Annotated in this window: 19 protein-coding genes; 12 read left to right on the forward strand and 7 right to left on the reverse strand. The window is 44.5% G+C overall.

The features are described from left to right. Positions 1 to 14: 14 nt before the first annotated feature. On the reverse strand, positions 15 to 719 hold the full coding sequence (locus tag NR125_RS12020) for a DUF421 domain-containing protein (RefSeq protein WP_009332386.1): 705 nt from the start codon (positions 717 to 719) through the stop codon (positions 15 to 17). A gap of 166 nt (positions 720 to 885) precedes the next feature. Between NR125_RS12020 and NR125_RS12025 the strand changes: the two genes are divergently transcribed. Further along, a complete protein-coding gene (locus tag NR125_RS12025) occupies positions 886 to 1,035 on the forward strand; it encodes a hypothetical protein (protein ID WP_019380526.1) in 150 nt (49 codons plus the stop codon). Between the two features lie 43 nt (positions 1,036 to 1,078). Here the strand turns inward: NR125_RS12025 and NR125_RS12030 are convergent, their stop codons facing one another. Continuing rightward, positions 1,079 to 1,564 (reverse strand): hypothetical protein, encoded by a 486-nt coding sequence (locus NR125_RS12030; protein ID WP_251174345.1) that lies wholly within the window; start codon positions 1,562 to 1,564, stop codon positions 1,079 to 1,081. Positions 1,565 to 1,749: 185 nt separating this feature from the next. Between NR125_RS12030 and NR125_RS12035 the strand changes: the two genes are divergently transcribed. Further along, positions 1,750 to 3,444 (forward strand): methyl-accepting chemotaxis protein, encoded by a 1,695-nt coding sequence (locus NR125_RS12035; protein ID WP_251156346.1) that lies wholly within the window; start codon positions 1,750 to 1,752, stop codon positions 3,442 to 3,444. A gap of 180 nt (positions 3,445 to 3,624) precedes the next feature. On the opposite strand, the gene NR125_RS12040 is transcribed toward NR125_RS12035, so the two are convergent. Beyond that, positions 3,625 to 7,380 (reverse strand): S8 family serine peptidase, encoded by a 3,756-nt coding sequence (locus NR125_RS12040; protein WP_256815428.1) that lies wholly within the window; start codon positions 7,378 to 7,380, stop codon positions 3,625 to 3,627. A gap of 424 nt (positions 7,381 to 7,804) precedes the next feature. Then, entirely contained in the window at positions 7,805 to 7,936 is a 132-nt protein-coding gene (locus tag NR125_RS12045; protein ID WP_256815429.1) for a hypothetical protein, read from the reverse strand. Between the two features lie 291 nt (positions 7,937 to 8,227). Here NR125_RS12045 and NR125_RS12050 point away from each other — a divergent pair, with 291 nt between their 5' ends. Beyond that, complete coding sequence (locus tag NR125_RS12050) at positions 8,228 to 8,824, forward strand: class I SAM-dependent methyltransferase (protein WP_009332380.1); 597 nt, start codon at positions 8,228 to 8,230, stop codon at positions 8,822 to 8,824. A gap of 34 nt (positions 8,825 to 8,858) precedes the next feature. Here NR125_RS12050 and NR125_RS12055 read toward each other — a convergent pair whose 3' ends face one another. Further along, positions 8,859 to 10,031 (reverse strand): tetracycline resistance MFS efflux pump, encoded by a 1,173-nt coding sequence (locus NR125_RS12055; protein ID WP_019380532.1) that lies wholly within the window; start codon positions 10,029 to 10,031, stop codon positions 8,859 to 8,861. 199 nt (positions 10,032 to 10,230) lie between these two features. On the opposite strand from NR125_RS12055, the gene NR125_RS12060 reads away from it, so the two are divergent. The 6 genes from NR125_RS12060 to NR125_RS12085 all read left to right on the forward strand — a co-directional run bounded on the left by NR125_RS12060 (position 10,231) and on the right by NR125_RS12085 (position 15,762). Next, complete coding sequence (locus NR125_RS12060) at positions 10,231 to 11,565, forward strand: MFS transporter (protein WP_009332378.1); 1,335 nt, start codon at positions 10,231 to 10,233, stop codon at positions 11,563 to 11,565. Positions 11,566 to 11,578: 13 nt separating this feature from the next. Beyond that, the gene (locus NR125_RS12065) at positions 11,579 to 12,556 is read left to right on the forward strand and encodes an ornithine cyclodeaminase family protein (protein ID WP_071158291.1); all 978 of its coding nucleotides are present in this window, start codon (positions 11,579 to 11,581) and stop codon (positions 12,554 to 12,556) included. Positions 12,557 to 12,624: 68 nt separating this feature from the next. Further along, on the forward strand, positions 12,625 to 12,816 hold the full coding sequence (locus tag NR125_RS12070) for a hypothetical protein (RefSeq protein ID WP_009332376.1): 192 nt from the start codon (positions 12,625 to 12,627) through the stop codon (positions 12,814 to 12,816). Positions 12,817 to 13,146: 330 nt separating this feature from the next. Then, positions 13,147 to 14,265 carry an NAD(P)/FAD-dependent oxidoreductase gene (locus tag NR125_RS12075; RefSeq protein ID WP_071158227.1) on the forward strand — a complete coding sequence of 373 codons (1,119 nt, stop codon included), beginning with the start codon at positions 13,147 to 13,149 and terminating at the stop codon, positions 14,263 to 14,265. Between the two features lie 126 nt (positions 14,266 to 14,391). Then, positions 14,392 to 15,237: a KPN_02809 family neutral zinc metallopeptidase gene (gene ypfJ / locus NR125_RS12080; RefSeq protein WP_019380534.1), complete on the forward strand. Its 846-nt coding sequence runs from the start codon at positions 14,392 to 14,394 to the stop codon at positions 15,235 to 15,237. Positions 15,238 to 15,261: 24 nt separating this feature from the next. Beyond that, on the forward strand, positions 15,262 to 15,762 hold the full coding sequence (locus tag NR125_RS12085; RefSeq protein ID WP_019380535.1) for a cupin domain-containing protein: 501 nt from the start codon (positions 15,262 to 15,264) through the stop codon (positions 15,760 to 15,762). A 139-nt stretch (positions 15,763 to 15,901) separates the two neighbouring features. Here NR125_RS12085 and NR125_RS12090 read toward each other — a convergent pair whose 3' ends face one another. Next, on the reverse strand, positions 15,902 to 17,395 hold the full coding sequence (locus tag NR125_RS12090) for a peptide MFS transporter (RefSeq protein ID WP_019380536.1): 1,494 nt from the start codon (positions 17,393 to 17,395) through the stop codon (positions 15,902 to 15,904). Positions 17,396 to 17,630: 235 nt separating this feature from the next. Next, entirely contained in the window at positions 17,631 to 18,899 is a 1,269-nt protein-coding gene (locus NR125_RS12095; RefSeq protein ID WP_019380537.1) for a GGDEF domain-containing protein, read from the reverse strand. Between the two features lie 467 nt (positions 18,900 to 19,366). Between NR125_RS12095 and NR125_RS12100 the strand changes: the two genes are divergently transcribed. From NR125_RS12100 to NR125_RS12110, 3 genes are all read left to right on the forward strand, one after another. Beyond that, complete coding sequence (locus NR125_RS12100) at positions 19,367 to 20,548, forward strand: ParM/StbA family protein (protein WP_019380538.1); 1,182 nt, start codon at positions 19,367 to 19,369, stop codon at positions 20,546 to 20,548. Positions 20,549 to 20,559: 11 nt separating this feature from the next. Next, positions 20,560 to 21,162, forward strand: coding sequence for a hypothetical protein (locus NR125_RS12105; protein ID WP_009332369.1), 603 nt, complete (start codon positions 20,560 to 20,562; stop codon positions 21,160 to 21,162). A 109-nt stretch (positions 21,163 to 21,271) separates the two neighbouring features. Next, positions 21,272 to 22,174 (forward strand): NAD(P)/FAD-dependent oxidoreductase, encoded by a 903-nt coding sequence (locus NR125_RS12110; RefSeq protein WP_071158231.1) that lies wholly within the window; start codon positions 21,272 to 21,274, stop codon positions 22,172 to 22,174. Positions 22,175 to 22,194: the final 20 nt, after the last annotated feature.

The following is a 22,194-nucleotide window of genomic DNA, read 5'->3' on the forward strand; positions in this document are numbered from 1 at the left end:
TCCTTTTAGCCAAATTAATGATATAAAAATACCTTCAAGGTTCCTTTGCTGTCTAAGGTAGCTAACAGAACATTATTAATTTCTGTCTGATAGAAACGTTCTAAATGGGCGATTAGCCATCTTTCATCCTTTTGCATGTTTTGCAGCTCTTTTTTATCCACTTTACCTTCCTTAATAATGGTTATAGGCATATCGAATGGTTCTGCATTTCTTTGCAGGAAAGCAGGTGTAATGGGTTCGTATTTGGGATCTAAAAAGAAGGAAATTCTCCCGCTTGCTTCCCATAGAGCCAGCGCTACCTTTTTTACATCTTCTACTTTTTTCTCCCGAAGTTCCTCCAGCAGCACATCAATAGAAATCCTTGCTTTGTTTAAGCCTTTGTATATGATTTCGCCATTCTGCACAATGATGATGGGCTTGCTGTTTACCAGTCTTCTGACTGCTGGCCATTTCAGGATACTGAATAAACTGATAAGGTAAAGGACCACGAGTACAATGGTTGTAACAATTGAACCCTTTAGTCCAAGCTCCTCATCTGATAAGGGATGGGCAATAATGTTGCCTATGACAAAAGCCATTACTAAGTCAAGGAGCCTTAATTGGGAAATAGCACGCTGCCCCAGCACTCTGACGACAATGACTAAGAAGAAATAAGCGATGATAGCCCTGAGTCCCCACTCCATAGCAGAAAGTGAGTGCTGACTCTGTAAAAAATCCATCTATGGCACATCCTTTAATGTAAAAAGTAAGCTTGCATAGTTCAGCTTTATACAAGTGTTTTCCTATCCAGCTGCAAATATTCAAAGGTGAGGAAGGTTTGTAAATTATTAACAGTACATATAAGGTTTGCCTTTTTGAAAAACTAAGCGAAAGGAGGTTATAAAAATGAAAAAACTCTTATTGATGCTTTTTCTATCTCTATCATTCGTAACGTTAACGGGCTGCGGAAACGATGAAAAGCCTGAGGAAGACGAACAGGTTGAAGATGTGGAAGAAGAGGATGAAATTGGTGATGGCGAAGTGGATGATGAGTAAGTGTTAGCCTGAAAAAAGGAGTGCCCATCCCGGGCACTCCTGTTCATGTAGAGGATAAACACAAAACAATGATCTTATAAGGTGTAGTCTGGGCAGGGATGCTTTTGGTAGACGGACCATAGATTACAACTAGGTCTCTGTTTGCGGGACTGCCGGTAAAGGCCTGCCCATTTGTCAGCACCATCTGGGTGTACGGAGAAACATTTAATTGCAGCTGGCCATCACTGCTGACTAGCTGGCTATTAAAATAGTCAGTTTTCACATTTTGGTGAGAAGTATGTTTTACGACCACTAGCGCACGGTATTGAGGAGGATATATCAGCGGAATAGGAGCATTGCCGTCATAATACCCGGTAATGATGTCACCTGCTGAAAGCATGGATTGATCTAAAACGTAAGTGGAGGAGGATACAATGAAATTGGCAGTTCCCCCCATTCCATTATCAACGGAAATGATTTTATGGCAGCCGTCTCCGTTAAAATCGGAGATCTGCGTAATGGTCCCGGTGAAATAGTGAAAATTGGTCATGTTCTTCCCCCGTTCTTATAAAATAAAGCCTCGGATTTAACCAATATATTAAAACAGCCTACTTTACGTTCCTTTGTAAATTTACAAAACATTACTTTTCATCCAATCTTTACATACAATTTACATTCGCTCTGTATAATTTCTTTTATAGGTCATTAGTATGATAATTTGGGGGTTTTGGATAAATGAAGAAACGGCTGAATAACTTTGCGGCAGCCTTCAGCCATAAGCTGAACCTGGGAACAAGATTATTGGCACTGTTTTTTACCCTGCTGCTGCTGTCGATAGCGGCAGTGGGAGTTAGTTCCTATCTTAAAACAAAGGACATGGCAATCAAAACAATTGAGGATAGATTGGCAAGAGAAGCGGAATTAATGGGATACATAGCGGAAAACTTAAAGTTTGTGTATGTCAGTGATGATTCGTACTTTAAGCAGCAGCTCGAGGCCAGTGTCCGTTCTCAGCAGAAAAAGCTGCAGGCAGATGGGATTGACTCTGATTTTTTCTATCTTTCAGATAACAAGATTACGCCTTTTAAGGTCAGCAGCAAGTCAGATGCCGCTTTTTCAAGGGGTACGATCAATGAGATCAGCACAATGAAAAATGGAGTCATACACATTGAGATGAACGGGACAGATTATACAGCGGCCTTTCAGGAGATGAAGGAAATTAGCGGCGTCTATGTAGTCCTCATCCCGGCAAAAGCGTATATGTCTGATGTGCATGCGATCGGGTATTTTATGATTGCAGCGATTGTGATCAGTTTATCGGCTGCTTCAGCCATTATTAGTCTTTTTGTAAGAAAAATAACGAAGCCTTTGAACTTATTAAGAAACACCATGCGGGAGGTTCGGGAAGGAAACCTGCAAAACACGCTTGAGATTCATACAGAAATTCCCGAAATGGTTTCTCTGCAGAAAAGTTATAACAGCATGATTGAACAAATGAGGAGCCTGCTGCGGGAGCTGACCGGCACAACGAAGGAGCTTGAGAGTACGGGCAATGAGCTGAAAGGATCATCCTTCAGCGCTCTTGAAAGCGGACAGCAGCTGGTATCAGCCATTCACCTCGTGAAAATGGGGGCAGAGCAAACCGCAGCCAGTTCTGAAAATAGTGCGTCCAGTTTTAAAGAAATGAAAGATAAGTTCGAAGACATGTTTTTACATATGCAAAGTGTAAACCGCAGCTCGGAGGTGATGAATGACTCTGCCAGGCGCGGCGGGAACAGCATCAGTGATCTGATCGCTGCCATTCATTCCTTTGGTTCAGAATTTGGAAAATTGACCCTGACAATAAAAGAGGTCAAAGACCATTCCTTAGCGATTACAAATCTTGTCGGAATGGTAAAGGGAATTGCTGAACAAACAAGGCTGTTATCCTTAAATGCTTCCATTGAGGCTGCCCGGGCAGGAGAGGCAGGGAAAGGCTTTGCCGTGGTCGCAGGAGAAGTCCGGAAACTGGCTGAGCAATCTGCAGGTGCCGCAGAAGATATCACTCGGGGAATAAGAAATATGGAGAATATAACACTCAGAGCTTCAGAGGAATTTGACCAGCTCCATACGGAGATAAAAGGCAATCTTGAAATGGCAGGCCAATCCAAAATATCATTGGACGAGCTGATGAAAGAGATTTCTAATGTAAGCGGAAAGCTCCAAACCATGCAAACGGAGCTGAAAGGCCTGGAAAAAACGCTTCCGCAGCTTGAACAGGGAGCTGAACAGTTCTCCTCTGTTTCACAGGAAACATTGGCCAGTGCAGAAGAGATGCTTGCTGCCAGCGTCATTCAAACAGGACAAATGGAGAAAACGGATAAAATTGGGATGAAACTCAACTCTCTGGCAAGGTCATTGTCTGAACTGACAAGCCATTATAGGGCATAGCAATTAGAAAAGCGTAAGGCGAGCTATAAAGGTCGCCGAATCCTCCAAAAGCTGCCCTGGAGGGTTGCGGAGTTAGGCGGTTAACTAATCTATTAAAAAAGTGAACCAGGCATTGGCTGCTTGGTTCACATCTGCTCTGTACGCAATCCGCTGCTTAACAAGAGGTTCATCATTTTTTCATTATTTTAATCCATAAGCCTTGATGATTTCCTGATTTACACGATTGCCTGCATCATCCCATGCACTGGCACGCAGGGAGACAGAGGTTCCCTTCTTATTTGGATGCTTGATTTCGGCGGACCAGCCATTGCCCTTAGAAACTAACTTTGCAGCTTCCCATGTCTTTCCTTCATCAAAAGACACCTCCAGGGCTGCTCCTTTTATTTGGCCGTTTTCCGGAGCATCGGTTATTTGAACAGCTGATAAATCAAGCTTAATCTTTTTACCGGCCGTGGAGTTGCCTGACATGTCAGTGTCCACTTTATAATCAATTGAAATCAGCGGAAGAGCAGTCTGGAATTCTCCTTGCTTCTGTGACCAGAATGTCCACTCCGTATGTGTACGGACTGATGTGTTCCAGCGCTCTGCATCACGGGCAGCATCACTTACGAGTTTGTACTGGGTTTTTTCTTCCGGAAATTCATTAAATAAGTAGAGTGCCTGGCCCTTTCCTTCTTTAACCAGGTTATCCCCTTGATATAGCTTTAATGTCTGATCGCCAGGGTAATTCATGTCAGCTCCCGTATGTCCAGGTCCTGAGTCAGCCCAGGCAGGAACATTTAATATCAAATTATTGCCTGAACGGTATGGAGCCCAGAAACCATCACCAAAACGAGGACGGACGACTGGTGAAAACCATTCTTCATTCAACGTTTGACCCGGTTTGTAATCCACTTTTGGCTGTCTTACTTCCCACTGGGCATCGAGAACACCAGCCTGGTGGTACCATGATGTGCCTTTTTGTGCCGATACCCACTCTGTTCTGACAGACGGAAGTGACAGGGTCTGCAGGAAGCCTACTCCGGCAAAGCTGTGCGCCAGAATATCGTACCTGAACTCAGCACCCGGAGCAGGACGGTCTGATTTATATTCAGAGTTGATTTTAACAAGGTCCTTCGATTTCGGAGAATAGTTTACCTCTTTAGGCACTGCCTGATGATGCATGTCCACCAGGTCATATAAGTAATCCGAGTCAGGTGTACCCTCGACTTTTAAAGTCAATTTGCCAGACTTGGCAGCTGCGATCAGCTCTTTGCCTTCAGTGCTGCTGATGCCAGCAATCGGTAGAGGGCTGTTGGAAAGTGAAAAATCTTCATTTTCTATTCCTACCCATTCACTAAGCTCCTGAGGTCCATCATTAACGGTAATCAATAGTTTTGCTCCTGCTGCTAACGCTGCTGCAGCACGTTCTGATCCTGTTAATTCATCACTGCGCTGCACAATTGCGGCTTTTCCTTTTACATCCAGATTTTCATAATCCTCTGGAGATCCATTTCCGGCATAGACAGCCTTCAAATTATACTTCCCATTCAGGAGAGTGCTGCCTGCCTGCGGGATATCATCCAATTCCTTTCCTTTGTAACCGATTGTCAGCATAGGTTCCGCCAGGCGCCAGCGCGTAGCCTGTGTGAATTCACCAACGTTAACTTTCTCTGTAGGTGCAGCGTACATTTTATCCACCAATACTGGCAAAATGTAAATGTCATTCACGTCGTTTCCATTTATGCTGCGGTAATATTCCATTTTCCGATAATTGGCTTCTGTCTCTTTTGGAACATCAACAGTAATCTCGTTGGCCTTGCGCGCATCCAGCATAACTGTCTGAGGTCCATCCAGGTTAATTTCCGGGTCGCCGACAAGTGCAACACCTGCATGATCTGTATCAGCATCAACGTCCATCATGGACATAACGGAATACGTTCCTTTCGGCAGCCGCAGCTCCTTCGTGCCTTCCACAGACATGAACTGAGGATCGCCAGTTGGTCCCAACAGGTAGAAGTATGCGGAGGCAGCTTCCCCATCCCGATCAACTGCCTTTATGGTAAGGGGATACCTTTCATCTTCTTTAATCATGCCTAAAGACGTATGGACAATCTTTTGGCCTTCTGCTGAAGCACTGATATGACCCTGATAACGGGAGCCAAAATCACCATTATTCGGGTCCAGTGTAACGGTGACCTCGGCAATTCCATTAGCTGGAACAGTCACTTTTTCTGATGAAAGCTTTACCATTCCGGCAGGAGCATCGGTGTCATGGCTATCTTTCATCGATATTGACAGATCCAATGTCACATCCTGGCCGCTATCGTTTGTATACGTAATGGTCTTCTCAGCAGGAACATCATTCTCATGAGGCCAGTCATAGAAGCCAAAGTCGAGGGAACCAGTGGCCCTTATATTACCAAGCACTGCAGCTTCAGCATCAAGACGGCCAGTTCCGCCTTCAAAAGGGCTAATGTCCTCCAGCTTCCTTGTGGTGCTCATCAGAGCTTCTTTAAGCTGTTCTCCGGTCCATTCAGGGTGGCGCTGGGAGAGAAGGGCTGCAGCTCCAGCAACATGAGGTGTTGCCATAGAGGTGCCATCCATGCTCATGTAAGAGCCGCTTCCCTGGTTCGTATATTGAGAACGTGCAGCCATGATTCCTACTCCAGGAGCAGTGAGATCAGGCTTTAATCCTGAGCTTCCAAAGCTAGGCCCTTTAGACGAGAACCAGGCAAGATTGTCGGACTTGTCTACGGCGCCAACAGTAAGAGCATCGTCAGCAGCTCCTGGTGATCCGATTCCTTCACTGCCAGTGTTCCCGGCAGCAATAACAAACAGGGAACCTGTTTCTTTACTAAGATTGTTTACAGCTTGAGCCATTGGATCCGTTCCATCGCTTGGTTCAGAACTGCCCAGGCTCATATTAACGATTTTGGCATTTTCAGCAGCCCATTCCATTCCATCAATAATCCATGAATCCTGGCCAAAGCCTTCATTACTCAGGACTTTTCCTACAAGAAGACGTGAGCCTGGAGCCACACCCTGATTCCGTCCTTCGGAGGCTTCCCCGGTCCCAAGCACTGTGGAAGCCACGTGTGTCCCATGTGCATGCATATCGGTTACTTCTTCTCCTGGAACGAAGCTCACTGCCTCATCCAATTGGCCTGCAATGTCCGGATGCTCTGGATCAATTCCGGTATCAAGAACAGCCACCTTTACGCCTGTTCCATCATAGCCGGATTCCCAAGCTGAAGGGGCTCCAATCTGAGGGACACTTTGTTCAAGAGAAGCTTCGACACGGCCATCCAGCCAGATTTTTTCAATCCCTGGAGCCAGTGCGGCTTTAGATTTCTTGGGGGTTTTGTTTGCTTTAGTAATTTCTTTCCAGAATCCCTTTGTTTCTTTCTTATCAGCTGTGACTGCTACACTATCTATGCTTTCAAGTACATGGGTTTTCTTTGAGCCTTTTGGGATTGGATGAGCAACAGCTGAACGGCCTTTAGATTCGGAATATTGAATGATGACCGGCAATTCCTTTTGATTCTCATCATCATAGCCGTCTTTAATTAAAGCCGTAATATTGAACAAATCCTGGTCCAAAAATCCGGAAGCCAGATATGGCATAGCCTGATCAGGAATGACATACGTTTCTTTGTTGGCTGTCAAAATACGTGCTCCACTTGCGGAGGGATCCGCTGGTTCAACATGAATGATATTCTTTCCATCTTCAAATTCGGTTACGGTTACGACATCACCCGTGATAAGGGTGATGTCATGCTTGCCTTTACTGGCTTTTGCATTCATCCCTTGCAGATCAGTTATTGCCGCTTTGCCATCTGCGCCTTTTAGAATGCCTTTCCCTGAATCATCAGCCGCAGCCTGCAGGGGCGGAACAGCCAGCATAGCAGCAGCCATGGCAGCTGTTAAATGCTTTTTAAACCTGAAATCTCCCATTCGTGCCCATTCTCCTCTTCAAAAGTATAGTGGTTCACCCTTAAAGCAGCTGGGAAAGCACCCCTATTAAACTGCTTTAAATAATCAAACAACAACCTCTTACAACTTGATTCATAGTTCATAAGGTTCTATTGAAAAGTATAAGGAAGAAAGAACATTCTGTTAATTGGGGAAATTAAAAGGCAATTTAAGTGTTAATTCTGGGCTAAAAGAATTAGATTTTGATAAATTGATGGTTGATTGGGAGTGTCTGTAGGTATTTATGACAATAAAATTTGGGGTTATTTAATAGGGGAAGATAATAATACTGCAAATCTATTAATTTTAATAATCGCATCCTTGTGCTTATGTAATGCTGATTTTTAATAACCATCAGCTGGAATAGTCAACAAGGACCGGCGGAAAAGCACCGTCAGTCCTTGTTTTATACATCAAAAACACCCTCATAGATCCTCTTCAAATCATCTCGAAGCTTCTCGACCGGTATGAATCGCGCCTCTCTCAGAACTTCTCTTCCATCCAGATATAAGGCAATCACAGGCACTGTAAAAGCCATGAGGAACCCGGCTATCTCAGGGACCTTTCCTGCATTCACAGACCGGGATTCTATACGGGGATAATCCTTCAACACTTCCTCAACCTGAGGAAGCAGGCCATGACAGACGCTTCAGCTGTCAGTCAGCACATAAATAAGACCAAGCTCGGCGCTCTGAATAAACTGATGCACCTCTTCCATCGCTGTCAGCTCTTTCATCGTCATCATCCTCCTAAGCCGGCATTTTTTCCATTATACAATAGGATTTCCATAACCACTTCTAGAATACCTTATCAGGAAGGAGTGGTTCTATTGGCAAATCTATGGGAAGAAAAGTTCTCCGCAGAAGGATATTTATATGGTGAAGAGCCCAATGAATTTATCAGAGAGCATGCGTGGCGGCTTGAGGGACACAAACGAGTTGCTGCTTTGGCCGAGGGTGAGGGCCGAAATGCTGTGTTCCTTGCAAGAAAGGGGCATGAGGTAACCGCATGGGACTATACACAAAGCGGGCTAATAAAAACACAGCAGCTGGCTGAACGCCATCATGTCAGAGTAGAAACAGGGCAGAAGGATCTCATTCATGATTCTGTACCATCAGGGGAGTATGATGCTTCGATTATGGTTTTCGGCCACTTTCTGAAAAAAGATCAAAAGACTGTTTTCGATAAGCTCGTTTCTGTTGTAAAGCCGGGTGGAATCGTCATGCTTGAAGTCTATTCGGAGGATCAGCTCGTCTATGGAACAGGCGGGCCGAAAAGTGTTGATATGGTGTATGATCCCGCAGATCTTCTCCAATGGATTAAGAGCTATAAAGTCCTTCATTTCTTTTATGGCGAACAGGAGAGAGTCGAAGGAAAAGGCCATACAGGTACGGGGCATGTGATTCAGGCTATATTGCAGAAATAGAAAAAGGAGGCATAAGCGGCCTCCTTTACCTATTTTAAGATGTAATCGATTGGGTTCTGTTTACCTTGGCAGAATAAACACGGTACAACACGAATGCCAATCCGGAAAGCAGGATTCCCGAGATGTACGGGGCACCGATGCTCATGGTAAAAAGCCAGCCGCCAAGCGGGGGCCCGATAATACGTCCCAGGGAGTCAAATGATGAAAGCAGGCCGGTCGTACTGCCGTGTCCAGTTTGAGATGTCTTTGTCAGCAGGGAAGATACGCTCGGGCGGATAAACCCGTTTCCGATTCCGAAAACTGTTAAGAATATCGCTGCTGTGGTAAAACTGTCAACCAGGAGAATAAGTCCAAAGCCAATGGCGGAGATGATGATCCCCAGTTGAATCACGGCTCCTTCTCCGTACTTTTTCGTCATTCTTCCTACTAAACCGCCCTGTACAAGTGCGCCTCCAAACCCCATGATCATAAAGATATAGCCAAGCTCTACGGTCCCAAGGCCAGCTTTGTCAGCCGCAAAATACGCGAAAGTTGCTTCCAGGCCTGCCAGTGACAACGAAACAAACAGCTGAAGGATAAACAGAATTCCAGTGTTTCCGCTTAAAGCTGTTAAAAGTCCTGGACGCTTAGCAGCTCCCTGGCTGCGCTGCTCTGGTGAAAGGGATTCCTTCAGCACAAGCATGACAAGGAAAAATGTAATAAATGAAGATGTTCCTGCCGCGTAGAAAGGAATGTTCAAACTTTCCCGGGAAAAGATGCCCCCGATTGCCGGACCAAAAATAAACCCTAAGCCAACCGCAGCTCCAATGATTCCCATCCCTTTTCCGCGGTCTTCTTCAGATGTAATATCCGCTACATAGGCCATGACAGTCGGCATATTGGCAGATGACAGGAAGCCGCCGATAACTCTGGCAGCAAACAGCATCCAAAGTTCAGTGGATAAGGCCATCATGAAAAAAGACAGGCCAAGGCCAAAAATACCGATCAATATGACCGGTTTGCGTCCGATTTTATCGGAAACGCGCCCCCACATAGGCGCAAACAGCAGCTGCATCAACGAATAAACGGCCATTAATAGGCCCAGTTCAGTGGGGGAGGCCCCTAATTCTTCCGCATAAAAGGGGATGACAGGTATGATGATTCCAAACCCCACCATAACAAGAAACATAACTGCGAATAAAAGAGGCAGTGCTTTTTTTGTATTCAACGTGTTCACTCCAGTTAAGGTCAAATTCCATCTAAGTACTATTTATTATAACAAAAACATTCCCATACTTTCACCTTAGGCATTGGGCAGGTAAATAAGTTCTATTTATCAGCCAATTTTAAAAATATATTGAAATATCAAAATAATATAAACTATGATGAACTTGTACATTTTTACAGTCAAGAGAGGGGGAAATGGAATGGAAAAGAAATTAGAAAAGAAAGTGCTGATCGCAAGCCTGATCGGAAGTTCCATCGAATGGTTTGATTACTTTTTGTACGGGACGGTTGCTGCACTTGTATTTAATCAAATGTTTTTTCATAGCGATGACCCGGCTGTCGGTTTGATGCTGGCATATGCCTCTTTCGCACTTGCTTTCTTTATCCGCCCGCTTGGCGGGGTAATTTTCAGCCACATCGGCGATAAAATCGGCAGAAAGAAGACTCTTGTCCTCACACTATCCCTTATGGGCGGTGCAACTGTCCTCATGGGCTTTTTGCCTACCTACGACAATATTGGCACGGCAGCACCGATCCTGCTGATCATTTTACGCTTAATACAAGGTATTGGCCTTGGAGGAGAATGGGGCGGCGCATTGCTGCTTGCTGTTGAGTATGCTCCAAAAAATCGGCGCGGCTTTTTTGGAAGCATTCCGCAAATGGGTGTCACCATCGGAATGCTCCTTGGAACGCTTGCCTTATCCATCATGACTTTATTGCCTGAGGAAGCCTTTTTATCATGGGGATGGCGTGTCCCGTTCATCCTAAGTGCCCTGCTTGTCTTTTTTGGCTTATGGATCCGCAAAGGGATTGATGAAACACCATCCTTTAAAAAGGCCCAGGAGAAAGGCGAAATCGCCAAGATTCCGTTTGTGGAAACCATGCGCAGCCATTGGAAGGAAGTATTGATTGCAGTCGGCGCAAAAGTGGTGGAGACAGCGCCATTTTATATTTTCGGAACCTTTATTGTTTCCTATGCGACAACACAGCTTGGATTCTCACGCACTGTTACTCTGAATGCCGTTACGATTGCAACGATAATTACTACAATACTAATCCCGATCATGGGAAAACTGTCTGACAAAGTTGGCCGGAAAAAGCTATATGTGGGCGGAACGGTCCTGATGATGCTTTACGCCTTTCCATACTTCTGGCTGCTTCATCAGGGTTCGGCGTTTCTGCTGGTTGTGGCTACCATATTGGGTCTCGGGATCATCTGGGCTCCAATTACCGCTGTACTTGGGACTATGTTTTCAGAAATATTTAAGTCGAATGTCCGCTATACCGGCATCACACTGGGCTATCAAATAGGAGCCGCTCTGGCAGGAGGAACCGCTCCTCTCGTTGCAACTGCCCTGCTGAATGCGTATGACAATTCCTATGTTCCTGTAGCGTTATACATCATGCTTGCAGCTGCCATCTCTTTGATTGCGATTTCATCCGTCCGTGACCGAAGCAATCAGGACCTTGATTCTGATCTTCCAGGAGATGATGCATTCCATACAGGCTTCGGACAAACCGACCAAAAAGCTTAGAAAGGTAGATTTCATGCTTTTATTATCTGAAAAAGAAATCAAATCCATCTATACGATGGAATCAGCCATTAAAGATCTGGAAAATGCCCTGGTACATCATCTGGAAGGGAAAATCCAGAATCCCCATAGAACCGTCCTGGACTTTCCGGAGAAACAGGCATCTGCCCTTTATATGCCGAGTGCCATGCCGCCAATTGGCAAAACGGCTGTGAAGGTGGTCACCATTTTTCCTGAGAACCCTGCGATCGGCAAAAAAACGACTCAAGGAGTCATTTTGCTAAGCGATACAGATAATGGAGAGCATCTCGCATGCATGAATGCCTCTTACCTGACAAGGCTCCGGACCGGGGCCGTGAGCGGGATTGCCACTAAGCATCTGGCAAAAAAACCGGCAAGATCTGTGGCTGTGATCGGGTGCGGGGCAATGGCTGAAGAGCAGCTGCAGGCCGTTTTGGAGGTCCGTGAAATAGAGGAAATCTTACTCTACAACCGGACGGCTGCAAAGGCACAAGAATTTTCTGCGAAATTTCATGAATTCAATGGTCCGGTGATCATCTTGGAAAATGCCGATGAAGCTGTTTCCCGGGCGGATATTGTTATCTGCAGCACCCGCTCGGAAAAGCCCGTGTTCACAGGCAAGGCCCTCCGGCCGGGTACGCATATTAACGGGGTAGGCTCCTATCTTCCGCATATGCAGGAAGTCGACGCAGAAACACTGCTGCGAAGCTCTAAAATCGTCGCAGATACCTTGGAAGGGGTCAAAGAGGAAGCAGGTGATTTCATTATTCCTGCCAGAGAAGGCATCTGGAGCTTCTCGAACCTTCACGGCGAACTCGGACAATTATCAGCCGGAGTGATCGCAGGCAGAGAAAACGATGAAGAGATTACCTTTTTTAAATCAGTCGGCATTGCCTACTTTGACCTCGCTGTGGCTGCAGCCGTTTATGAAAAAGCAATTCTTGAAGGCATCGGAACTAAGGTAGACCTGTAAAAAGGTGAATAGTGCCTGCAGCTTTGGAAAATCTATAGCTATACTTCTAAAATAAAGGAGAGATAGGAATGCCAAAGCAGCCGAATAAAGTAACAGAAGAGCAGCAGGTCGTAGCCGCCCAAAACCAGGCGGACCAATTCAAAAAAGGAATGGACACAGAATTTGCCCTTGAAGAAAATGTCCAGGACGCGGCAGCCAAAAGCCAGCAGTATCAGGCACAAAACCAGCAGCCGACCTATGAACCGAATAAGCCATTTTAATGAAGCTGCATGATGGGTTTTATGCCTGTCATGCAGTTTTTTTATATGGAAATAGTTGCTGGATAGCTGTCAGAAAGGAATTTTTCAATTGCTGGATCAGATACAGGGGGAAATTAACTTATCAGGCCGCTGTGCCAGGTATATCAGTCAGATTTTATATATATCGGCCGATATCGGTCAAAATACCACTTTATCGGTCACCCCGCGCCCCAGCAGCTTTCCAGCAATATCACCGTGCAAATATGAATACGCGTCTGCCATGATTATTTTGTGCACTGCCCCAAACTCTTGTAAAATAAGTGGCAAACTAGATCGCAAAAAGGAGTCATTATGAAAAGTCATATCATCATTGGTGCAGGAATCCTGGGGGCCTCTGCAGCCTACCATTTGGCTAAGGCAGGTGCAAATGTCACCGTTATCGACCGCAAAGACCCGGGGCAGGCAACAGACGCAGCGGCCGGAATTATCTGCCCCTGGCTGACACAGCGGCGGAATAAGGCGTGGTACGCGCTGGCCAAAGGGGGAGCGGCCTATTATCAAACATTAATCCGGGAGCTTGAAAAGGACGGAGAGACGAAGACGGGCTATCAGAAGGTAGGAGCCGTCAGCCTTCATACCGACCCTGTAAAGCTTGAAAAAATGGAAGAACGTGCAGCAACAAGACGCGGTGATGCACCTGAAGTGGGAGAGATTACACCATTATCTCCAGACCAGACATTGGAGCTGTTTCCGCCTTTATCAAAGGAATATGCCTCTGTACATGTAAGCGGAGCGGCGCGCGTCAACGGCCGGGAATTAAGGGACGCCCTGCTGCGGGCAGCAGAAAAACATGGTGCTGTATTGGTTCATGACTCTGCTGAACTTTTGTGCCAAGGAGACAGGGTCACAGCTGTAAAAGCCGGCGGAAAGCAATATGAAGCAGATAGTGTCATCGCAGCAGCTGGCGCGTGGGCTGGTGAGCTTTTGAAGCCGCTTGGTATTCAATTGGATGTAAAGCCGCAAAAAGCGCAGATTGTCCATCTTCAGCTTGAAGAGGAGGAAACGGGCAAATGGCCTGTTGTGATGCCGCCAAACAACCAATACATTCTGGCTTTTGAAGGCGGCCGCATCGTCGTTGGTGCCACCCATGAAGATAATATAGGCTATGATCTAAGGGTGACAGCTGGCGGCCTAAATGAAATTTTTGAAAAAGCGCTAGCAATAGCCCCTGGATTGTCTGATGGAACGTTCACAGAAGCACGTGTGGGCTTCCGTCCCTATACACCCGGTTTCTTGCCCATTATCGGCCAAATTCCGGGCATAAAGGGTCTTTACATATCAAATGGACTTGGAGCCTCAGGGCTGACCGCAGGGCCGTTTCTGGGTGCCCAGCTTGCCAAGCTTGCTCTCGGGCAAGAGGTGGATATTGACCTGGACCTCTATGATCCGGCTGGCGCGATAGAAAAATAATAAGGGTAAAGGTGCCTGTTTGCAGCAGGCACCTATTTTTAATTCTGCTAAGTTAATAAATCCCTTCAATTCGGGTATACACTAATGAAATGAATGATAAATGGCGTTTCAGTAGGAGGCTGAATCATGAAGTGGAAAGGCAGAAGAGCGAGTTCTAATGTAGAAGACCGAAGAGGCATGGGCGGAGGGGGAAAAACCCTGATTGGCGGCGGCCTCGGCGGAATTATTATTTTATTGATATTTACCTTCCTCGGCGGTGATCCGGGAGAGCTTTTAGGCAATATGGCCGGAACAGACTCTGGCACAGCTGTACCGTATGAAGAATCAGAACAGGAAAAAGAGCTTGCTGATTTTGTCTCTGTTGTGCTTGCGGATACAGAGGAAGTCTGGACGGAAATATTCGAAGAACAGGGATTGCAATATGAGGAGCCGACCCTTGTTTTATATTCAGGCAGCGTACAGTCTGCATGCGGGGCAGCGTCCTCTTCCGTTGGGCCTTTTTATTGTCCGGGCGACCAAAAATTGTATATTGATTTAAGCTTTTACGAAGAACTGCAAAGAAAGTTCCAGGCTCCTGGCGATTTTGCCATGGCCTATGTCATAGCCCATGAGGTAGGGCACCATGTGCAGACCCTGCTTGGAACGACTGAGGAAATCATGCCGCTTCGTCAGAGAATGAGTGAAGAAAAGTTTAATCAGTATCTTGTCCGTTTTGAATTGCAGGCCGATTATTATTCAGGCGTTTGGGCCAACCATGCACAGGGAATGGGATATTTAGAGGAAGGCGATCTGGAAGAAGCCCTGAATGCTGCAACGGCAGTAGGGGACGACACCCTTCAAAAACGGGCGCAGGGCTATGTAGTGCCGGAAAGCTTTACCCATGGAACGTCAGAACAAAGAAAGTCATGGTTCTACAAAGGATTCCAAAACGGAACCATCAAAGGCGGAGACACGTTTAAACAAAGAAATTGAAGCAATACGAAAGGAGAGGTTCACTTGAATAGCCAAACCCAAACATTTCAGCTGGCGGATGATGGACAAATACCCAACAATCCGGACCTTCCTGTTATCATCTACAAGGCCGTTTTTAAGGAGCAGCCTGATGAAATAGAGGCGGCTTTTAACAGACATCAATGGACCGGCAGCTGGACGGGCGGGGTATATGATTACCATCATTATCACAGCAATACTCATGAAGTACTGGGTGTCAAAGCAGGACAAGCAACCGTCCTCATCGGCGGTGACCAGGGCGAGCGCCTTGACCTCCATCAGGGCGATGTTATTCTCCTCCCGGCAGGGACAGGGCATAAGAATGCGGAAAGCAGTCCGGACTTCGAAGTCGTAGGTGCCTATCCTGGCGGAACAAGCCCGAATATGAAGAAAAAAGACCCATCAGATCGTGTACAAGCACTGGCAGAAATCAAAAATGTCCCTGTTCCTCAGACTGATCCTGTCTATGGTGATGAGGGGCCGATGCTTGAAGAGTGGAAAGAATGAAGACTGCTGTTTACCGGCCCAAATAGAACATTTACCGGCCGATTTGAAAGAAATACCGGCCAAACTGACGAATTTACCGGCCGAGAAGATACTAAAAAAAGCCAGAAGAGCATACACTCTTCTGGCTTCCGCTTTTCTATTAACGTACACCCTTCATATATCCTTGAATCTTAGGACTCAACATGAATAGGATAATGGATAGCACGATCGCAGCTGCACCAATTACACCGAAATAAGTCATTTCTGTTTCTGGTGAATAGAACTTAACAATCTGTGCATTGATTGCCTGTGCGGCCGCATTTGATAGGAACCAAAGGCTCATCGTTTGCGCCGAGAAAGCAGCAGGCGCTAATTTTGTTGTGGCTGAAAGTCCGACTGGAGATAAGCAAAGCTCACCAAGAACAACAATAAAGTAGCTAAGAACCAGCCATAATGGACTTACAAGAGAATCTGTTCCCCCAAGGTATGCTGGCAGCAGAATCACAAGGAAAGATAAACCGGCGAATAATAGACCCAGGGAGAACTTCTGCGGCACTGAAGGCTGGCGGTCGCCAAGCTTCACCCATAGCCAGGCAAATACTGGCGCAAAGAAAATGATGAACAATGGGTTAAGAGACTGGAACCATGCCGGTGAAATATCAAGACCCATAAAGTCAAGCTGGGTACGCTTGTCCGCATAATTCGCAAGAATCGTTGAACCCTGCTCCTGGATAGCCCAGAACATAACAGATGCAATGAATAATGGAATATAAGCAATGATGCGTGAGCGTTCCACTTCTGTTGTTTTCGGGCTGCGGTACATTACAGTAAAGTAAATAATCGGAAGCCCAATACCAAGAACACCAACAAGGGCAATAAACGAATCAAATGTTAAAAGACCAGTTGGGATGCCGACTGCCACTAAAATGGCAACAACAGCAGCACCAAGGCCAATTCTTGTATAAACCTTACCTTTTTCATCTGCTGATAATGGATTAGATACATAAGTTCCTGCTAATCCAAGATTTTTCTTTTTCGTAAAAACAAACACTAATAAGCCAAAGAACATACCAACGGCAGCAATGGCGAAACCTAGGTGGAAATTATAATCCATTCCAACTGTTCCGACAATTAAAGGCGCAAGGAATCCGCCAAGGTTGATACCCATATAGAAAATACTGAAACCTGCATCGCGGCGGTTATCTTCCGGGCTGTAAATATCCCCAACCACGCTTGATACATTTGGCTTCAATAATCCAGTACCTAATACGATCAGCACCATGGAAACAAAGAACATAGCCAGGCTGCCAGGAATAGAAAGGGCAATATGGCCGAGCATGATTAAAATTCCGCCATAGAATACAGCTCTGGAGGTTCCGAGCAATCTGTCGGCTATCCATCCGCCGATGATTCCTGACATATACACCAATGACCCATAAATGGACATGATAGCTAAAGCTGTCGGCTCATCCAGGCCTAAACCGCCTTTTGAAACCTCATAATACATATAGAATACAAGGATCGCTCTCATTCCATAATAAGAAAAGCGCTCCCAAAATTCAGTGAAGAAAAGTGTGAACAAGCCTTTAGGATGTCCAAAGAAACCTTTTTGAGGCACACTTTCAACAATTTTCTGCCTATTAAAATCTGACATGTTTCATCCTCCTTTTAGCTATTCTATAATATCTTTCATAGTTCCTAATTGTCAAAAAAAATTTTATGTAACGATGGTTATTATTGACTTTTTAGGCGGAATAAATAGATTTTTCCAGAGATTTAAACAAAAGAACGTTTTTTCAGAATAATAACAGTATTAAAACTTATCTAAAAACAGAGGTATTATTCCCATAAAAAAAAGCCGCTCAAACCGGCGGCTGCTGCAAATATCCTTATGCGTTTGTAAGTACTGCTTCTTTAGGGCTATGCTGATGAATTGATTCTTCCCTGGAGGATAGCCTGTTTTTTCCCATGTCCTTAGACTGCAGAAGGAGCTGGTCTGCGTAAACATAGGCTTTTTCAATAGAAAGGAGCTTGTTCACTTTATAGTAAAAGAGGCCAAAGGATGCTGTGTAGGATAGAGAAATGGACTGGTCTTTAAAATCGGCATGAAATGTGCTGTTTTCAATGCCTTTGCGTATCTTCTGAGCTAAATTCAAGCATTCTTCATATGACCTGAATCTCATTATTATGGTAAATTCCTCTCCGCCGCTTCTGAACAAGTAATCATCTTTGGAAAGATAGCTCTTCAATGAGTCGGCAAAGTGCCTGATTGCCTGATCGCCCACGGCGTGGTTATAGCTATCATTAATCCTTTTGAACTTGTCGATATCTGCCACTACAATCGCGATGTGTTCCGCCGATTGATTAAGTTCCGTCATTTTTTTATCCATATAAGCACGGTTAAAAACACCAGTAAGGAAGTCGGTATAGGCCATCTGCTCAAATTTATCGCGTTCGATTTTATTCTGCAGCATCTGTGATTTCGACAGAAAGGAACGGCTGACAAGATAATTAAGTATAAACAGACTTATGAGCATCTCCCATTTGCCCTCATTAAGAAATAACAGCAAAAGACCATTAGTAAAGGCAATCTTCCCCATATCCAGTACACTTCTTGTTTTGATAAAATCAATCGCTTCCTGCTTCGTTTTTATGTCTCCTGTCAATTTAAACACGGTAACCAGGAAGATGTCTGAAAGCATGGATGTTACGGTAATCAGAATAAGCATGATTATCCAAAAGCCGAATGCCGCATCCTGAAAGAGGGGATACAGCAGATTGAATAAATAGAATGCAATAGAGTTGCTCATCACAAAGGAGCCAATGTTATAAAACGTATGGAAAAATTCATCCGGATCGTCTGTTTTTGTTTGTTTCTTATATAAATAAACACTAAATCGATAGATGACTTCAAATATAAATAAACCTAATGGCCCTGTAAAAAGCCCAATGGAGAGACTGTAATTAATTCCATAATCGATGGACGTATTTCCGTTTCTGCTGATAATCCGCAAATGGTGATACAAGCAGGAAAACAGCAAGTATATGAAGAGTGCTTTTATATATGAAGAGCTCTCGACAATGATCCCGTCCGAGATCAGAGCTGTAAAAAGTGAAACAATAAAAAGCGAAACCATAAATATTCTGGAGCCTTGCATCTTTCTGTACTCCTTTGCCTGTTGTTATACCTCTATTTTATAGGAATTTTTTTCTAGAAAGTAGACAAATTTAATATATTTTCTAAATTTTTTAATATTATCTATTTTATTTCATTTTTGTTAGAGACAAGCAGGATATTATTTTATCTCTTAAACTATCAAATTTCAGGAAAAACACCAAATAAACTTGGTTGTAAACAAAAATGAATACAAGTATGCGATATTGTTTACAGTTGTATTCAAAAATGTAAACAAGTATACAAACGCGTGTACATGTTGGTGTGTAAGGATGTGTTCAATATTGTTTACTTGTATACGGAAAGTGTATACAATGTAGGTATAAGTTTACAATTTGTTTACGTCTTTACGCTTTGATTACTTTTTATTTCCTTACATTGATTAATCTCTCAATCTGAATTACTCTTAAAACAATAGCTCTATATTTGAGAATGAAAGGATTGAATGATTTGACGAATTCAAGAATTGCAGCAGTTGACGTAGGAAACGATTCTATTAAAGCAATCTTTGGAAAACTGGATTCAGAATTAAATATACCGAATGTGATTGCGAGAGATGTTGAGGACCGCCCGGTTATCGGGATAGAAGAACTTGACAGCAAAAATCCGCTTGAAGGCATACATATCAGAGTCCACTCCCCTGCCCTGAAAGAAAACAATGCGATTTATCGTGTGGGGCACCTGGCAACGAAAAGCGATAACGCTACTGAATTAGATCCGGGCAGCAGCAAATCCGAAGAAGATCAGACATTAGTCATGCTATTCTCTGCTTTGGCATTGGATGCTGTGCAGAAAGATGGTTCCACAGGCTTTAAAAAGTCCGGGAATGTGATTGATGCAAACTACACACTGGGAACAGGACTTCCTCTTCGTGAAGTAAAGGAAGGCAAGGATGCGGGCTACCGTTCCAAATTGCTGGGCTCTGTCCATCAGGTTGAGTTCCTTGTGACACCGAAGTACCAGGGGCAAAAAGTAAATATCAAGTTTGATGAAATTAAGGTATATCCTGAAGGCTTTGCTGCTTATATCAACCTTGTAATGGACAACAACTTAAATATCATCAATAAGGATTTAATTGATAAGCGTATTTTAATTCAGGATATCGGCGGACTATCAACGGATATTGCTGTCATTAAAAACCGCAATGTTGATGATGACAAAGCGCAGGGCTTCAACCTTGGGGTATCTGAAGCTCTTGAATCCATCCGTGAGGAGATTCGTTCGAAACATGGCGTTGAACTCGACAGCCGCCGGGATGTCGTGGAAATCATCACGAAAAAGAATGACCGCAATCATATTATGGTAAAAGGAAGCCGGACAAGCGTACATGATATTACAGACCGAATTTTGCTTGATCTGGCTAAGAAGCAGTATCGCCTACTCCGCAACGTTTGGCAGAAAAACTCCCAGACGGAAATCTGCTACTTTGTCGGCGGCGGCTCTATTGTTTTAAAAGATTATCTGAAAACATTAAATAACAATCTGGATGGCTATAACATTGACTTCTTTGAGGATGAAAAAGAAAGCATCTGGATGATGGCCAATGCTTATTACAAGCTGATCTCTGATTTTTCAAGAAGAACGAATAAAGACAAGGCGGACCAGGATAAAAAACCTGTTAAAGCCAACTAGGGTGATTTTTCATGAGTAAAGCTTCCTCTTCTGAAATTAAGAGAGGACAATCCGTATCCTTTCGGGTGCCATCTGACACACCTGATCATATTTTGAAGCATCTGCAAAAGCTCAAGGAAACCGAAAAACGGAATTTTTCCAGTAAGATTGCAGAGTTTGTGATGCAGGGAGTCAGCAGCTCTCAATCAAAAGACCGGGAAACTATTACCATTCCCCTTCCCAAGGGGTTAAGCAAAATCCAGCGCGACTGGCTAAAGCATGAGCACTCAGAAGCATTGCTCGGCAGCATCCTTTATCAGCTGATTACGGATCCCGTACGTGCAACTTCCCTGCTGGCTTCTTTGAACAGCCGATCTTCTGATATTGATGAAGCTCTTTATCTGCAGGAGGAGCCGAGGCATTCAGTGAGTCAGTATGATTCGGCAGCTGCAGCTTTAGAAGAAGACGAACTTTCTGAAGTTGAACTGACCGATATTGAAGATGATTTGCTTGACTTTGATTGGGATAAAGCTAAACAGGAACAGGAAGAAAATGCAGAAGGTCAAACTGAAGAGGAAAGCGAAGAAGACCTGGATACTCTTCTTGGCGGCTTTCTTGCACATATGAATAAATAAGCTTGGGGAGAGTTTCAGTGATGAAACTCTCCTTTTTTGTATTTAGAAAAGGATTTTCTGGGTAGTTTACAACTATAGCTTATCTTGGAACGAAAAGGAGGAATTTCAATTGAATTATGATTGCCTGATTGTTGGAGGAGGTATTGCGGGACTGCAGGCTGCCATTCAGCTGGGCAGATATAAACATAAGGTGCTGGTGCTTGATTCCAATGATGGGCGCTCCACGATATGCAAAAGCTATCATAATATCTTAGGCTATCCGGATGGCGTGAGCGGCCCTGAACTCCGGGAGATTGGGAAGAAGCACGCAGAAAGCCTTGGAGTGAAGTTTGTTAATGAAAAAGTGGAGCACGCAGAAAAGACAGATGGAGGATTTGAGGTTTCATCCCAAAAGGGCAATAAATATGTGGGAAAACGGATTTTACTTGCAACGGGTATTATGGACCGGATGCCGCCCTTCCCCGAATTAATGCCTTGTCTCGGCATTTCTGTCTATGTCTGTCCTGACTGCGACGGATATGAGGTAAAGGATAAACGCACCATTGTGCTCGGCTCTGGAAATGCCGGAGCCAATATGGCATTAACATTGTCTTATTGGACAAATGATCTTGTTTTCATCAACCATGAAAAAAAGCCGGCAGATCAGAAATTATTGGAGAAATTGAAAGAAAAAAAGATTGAATACCTTGAGGAATCTATATGTAAGGTACTTGCAGACGACGAAAAATTCAACGGTGTACTGCTTGAAAATGGTAAAAAAATCACAGGTGATAGAGGGTTTATTGCCTTTGGAGGAAACGAAGTAAAGTCTGACCTGGCAAAGCAGCTCAGAGCAGAGCGCCTTGAAAATAAGCATATCCTGACAGATCCCCGCTCGAAAATGACAAGTGTCAAAAATGTTTGGGCAGCTGGAGATGTGGCAGCCCATTCAGAACAAGTAACCATTGCAATGGGGGAGGGTTCACAGGCTGCCATTTGGATTCATAAATCGCTGCTGCAGGACAAAAATTAACCTGAACTGGTTTGAATATA

Origin of the sequence: Cytobacillus sp. Bac17 (assembly GCF_024519925.1) — a bacterium.
Taxonomy (GTDB): Bacteria; Bacillota; Bacilli; order Bacillales; family Cytobacillaceae; genus Cytobacillus; species Cytobacillus pseudoceanisediminis.

Coding starts and splice junctions, on each gene's coding strand:
- NR125_RS12020 (WP_009332386.1), bottom strand. CDS start 719: ATGGATTTTTTACAGAGTCAGCACTCACTTTCTGCTATGGAGTGGGGA.
- NR125_RS12025 (WP_019380526.1), top strand. CDS start 886: ATGAAAAAACTCTTATTGATGCTTTTTCTATCTCTATCATTCGTAACG.
- NR125_RS12030 (WP_251174345.1), bottom strand. CDS start 1,564: ATGACCAATTTTCACTATTTCACCGGGACCATTACGCAGATCTCCGAT.
- NR125_RS12035 (WP_251156346.1), top strand. CDS start 1,750: ATGAAGAAACGGCTGAATAACTTTGCGGCAGCCTTCAGCCATAAGCTG.
- NR125_RS12040 (WP_256815428.1), bottom strand. CDS start 7,380: ATGGGAGATTTCAGGTTTAAAAAGCATTTAACAGCTGCCATGGCTGCT.
- NR125_RS12045 (WP_256815429.1), bottom strand. CDS start 7,936: ATGGCTTTTACAGTGCCTGTGATTGCCTTATATCTGGATGGAAGAGAA.
- NR125_RS12060 (WP_009332378.1), top strand. CDS start 10,231: ATGGAAAAGAAATTAGAAAAGAAAGTGCTGATCGCAAGCCTGATCGGA.
- NR125_RS12065 (WP_071158291.1), top strand. CDS start 11,579: ATGCTTTTATTATCTGAAAAAGAAATCAAATCCATCTATACGATGGAA.
- NR125_RS12070 (WP_009332376.1), top strand. CDS start 12,625: ATGCCAAAGCAGCCGAATAAAGTAACAGAAGAGCAGCAGGTCGTAGCC.
- NR125_RS12075 (WP_071158227.1), top strand. CDS start 13,147: ATGAAAAGTCATATCATCATTGGTGCAGGAATCCTGGGGGCCTCTGCA.
- ypfJ (WP_019380534.1), top strand. CDS start 14,392: ATGAAGTGGAAAGGCAGAAGAGCGAGTTCTAATGTAGAAGACCGAAGA.
- NR125_RS12090 (WP_019380536.1), bottom strand. CDS start 17,395: ATGTCAGATTTTAATAGGCAGAAAATTGTTGAAAGTGTGCCTCAAAAA.
- NR125_RS12095 (WP_019380537.1), bottom strand. CDS start 18,899: ATGCAAGGCTCCAGAATATTTATGGTTTCGCTTTTTATTGTTTCACTT.
- NR125_RS12105 (WP_009332369.1), top strand. CDS start 20,560: ATGAGTAAAGCTTCCTCTTCTGAAATTAAGAGAGGACAATCCGTATCC.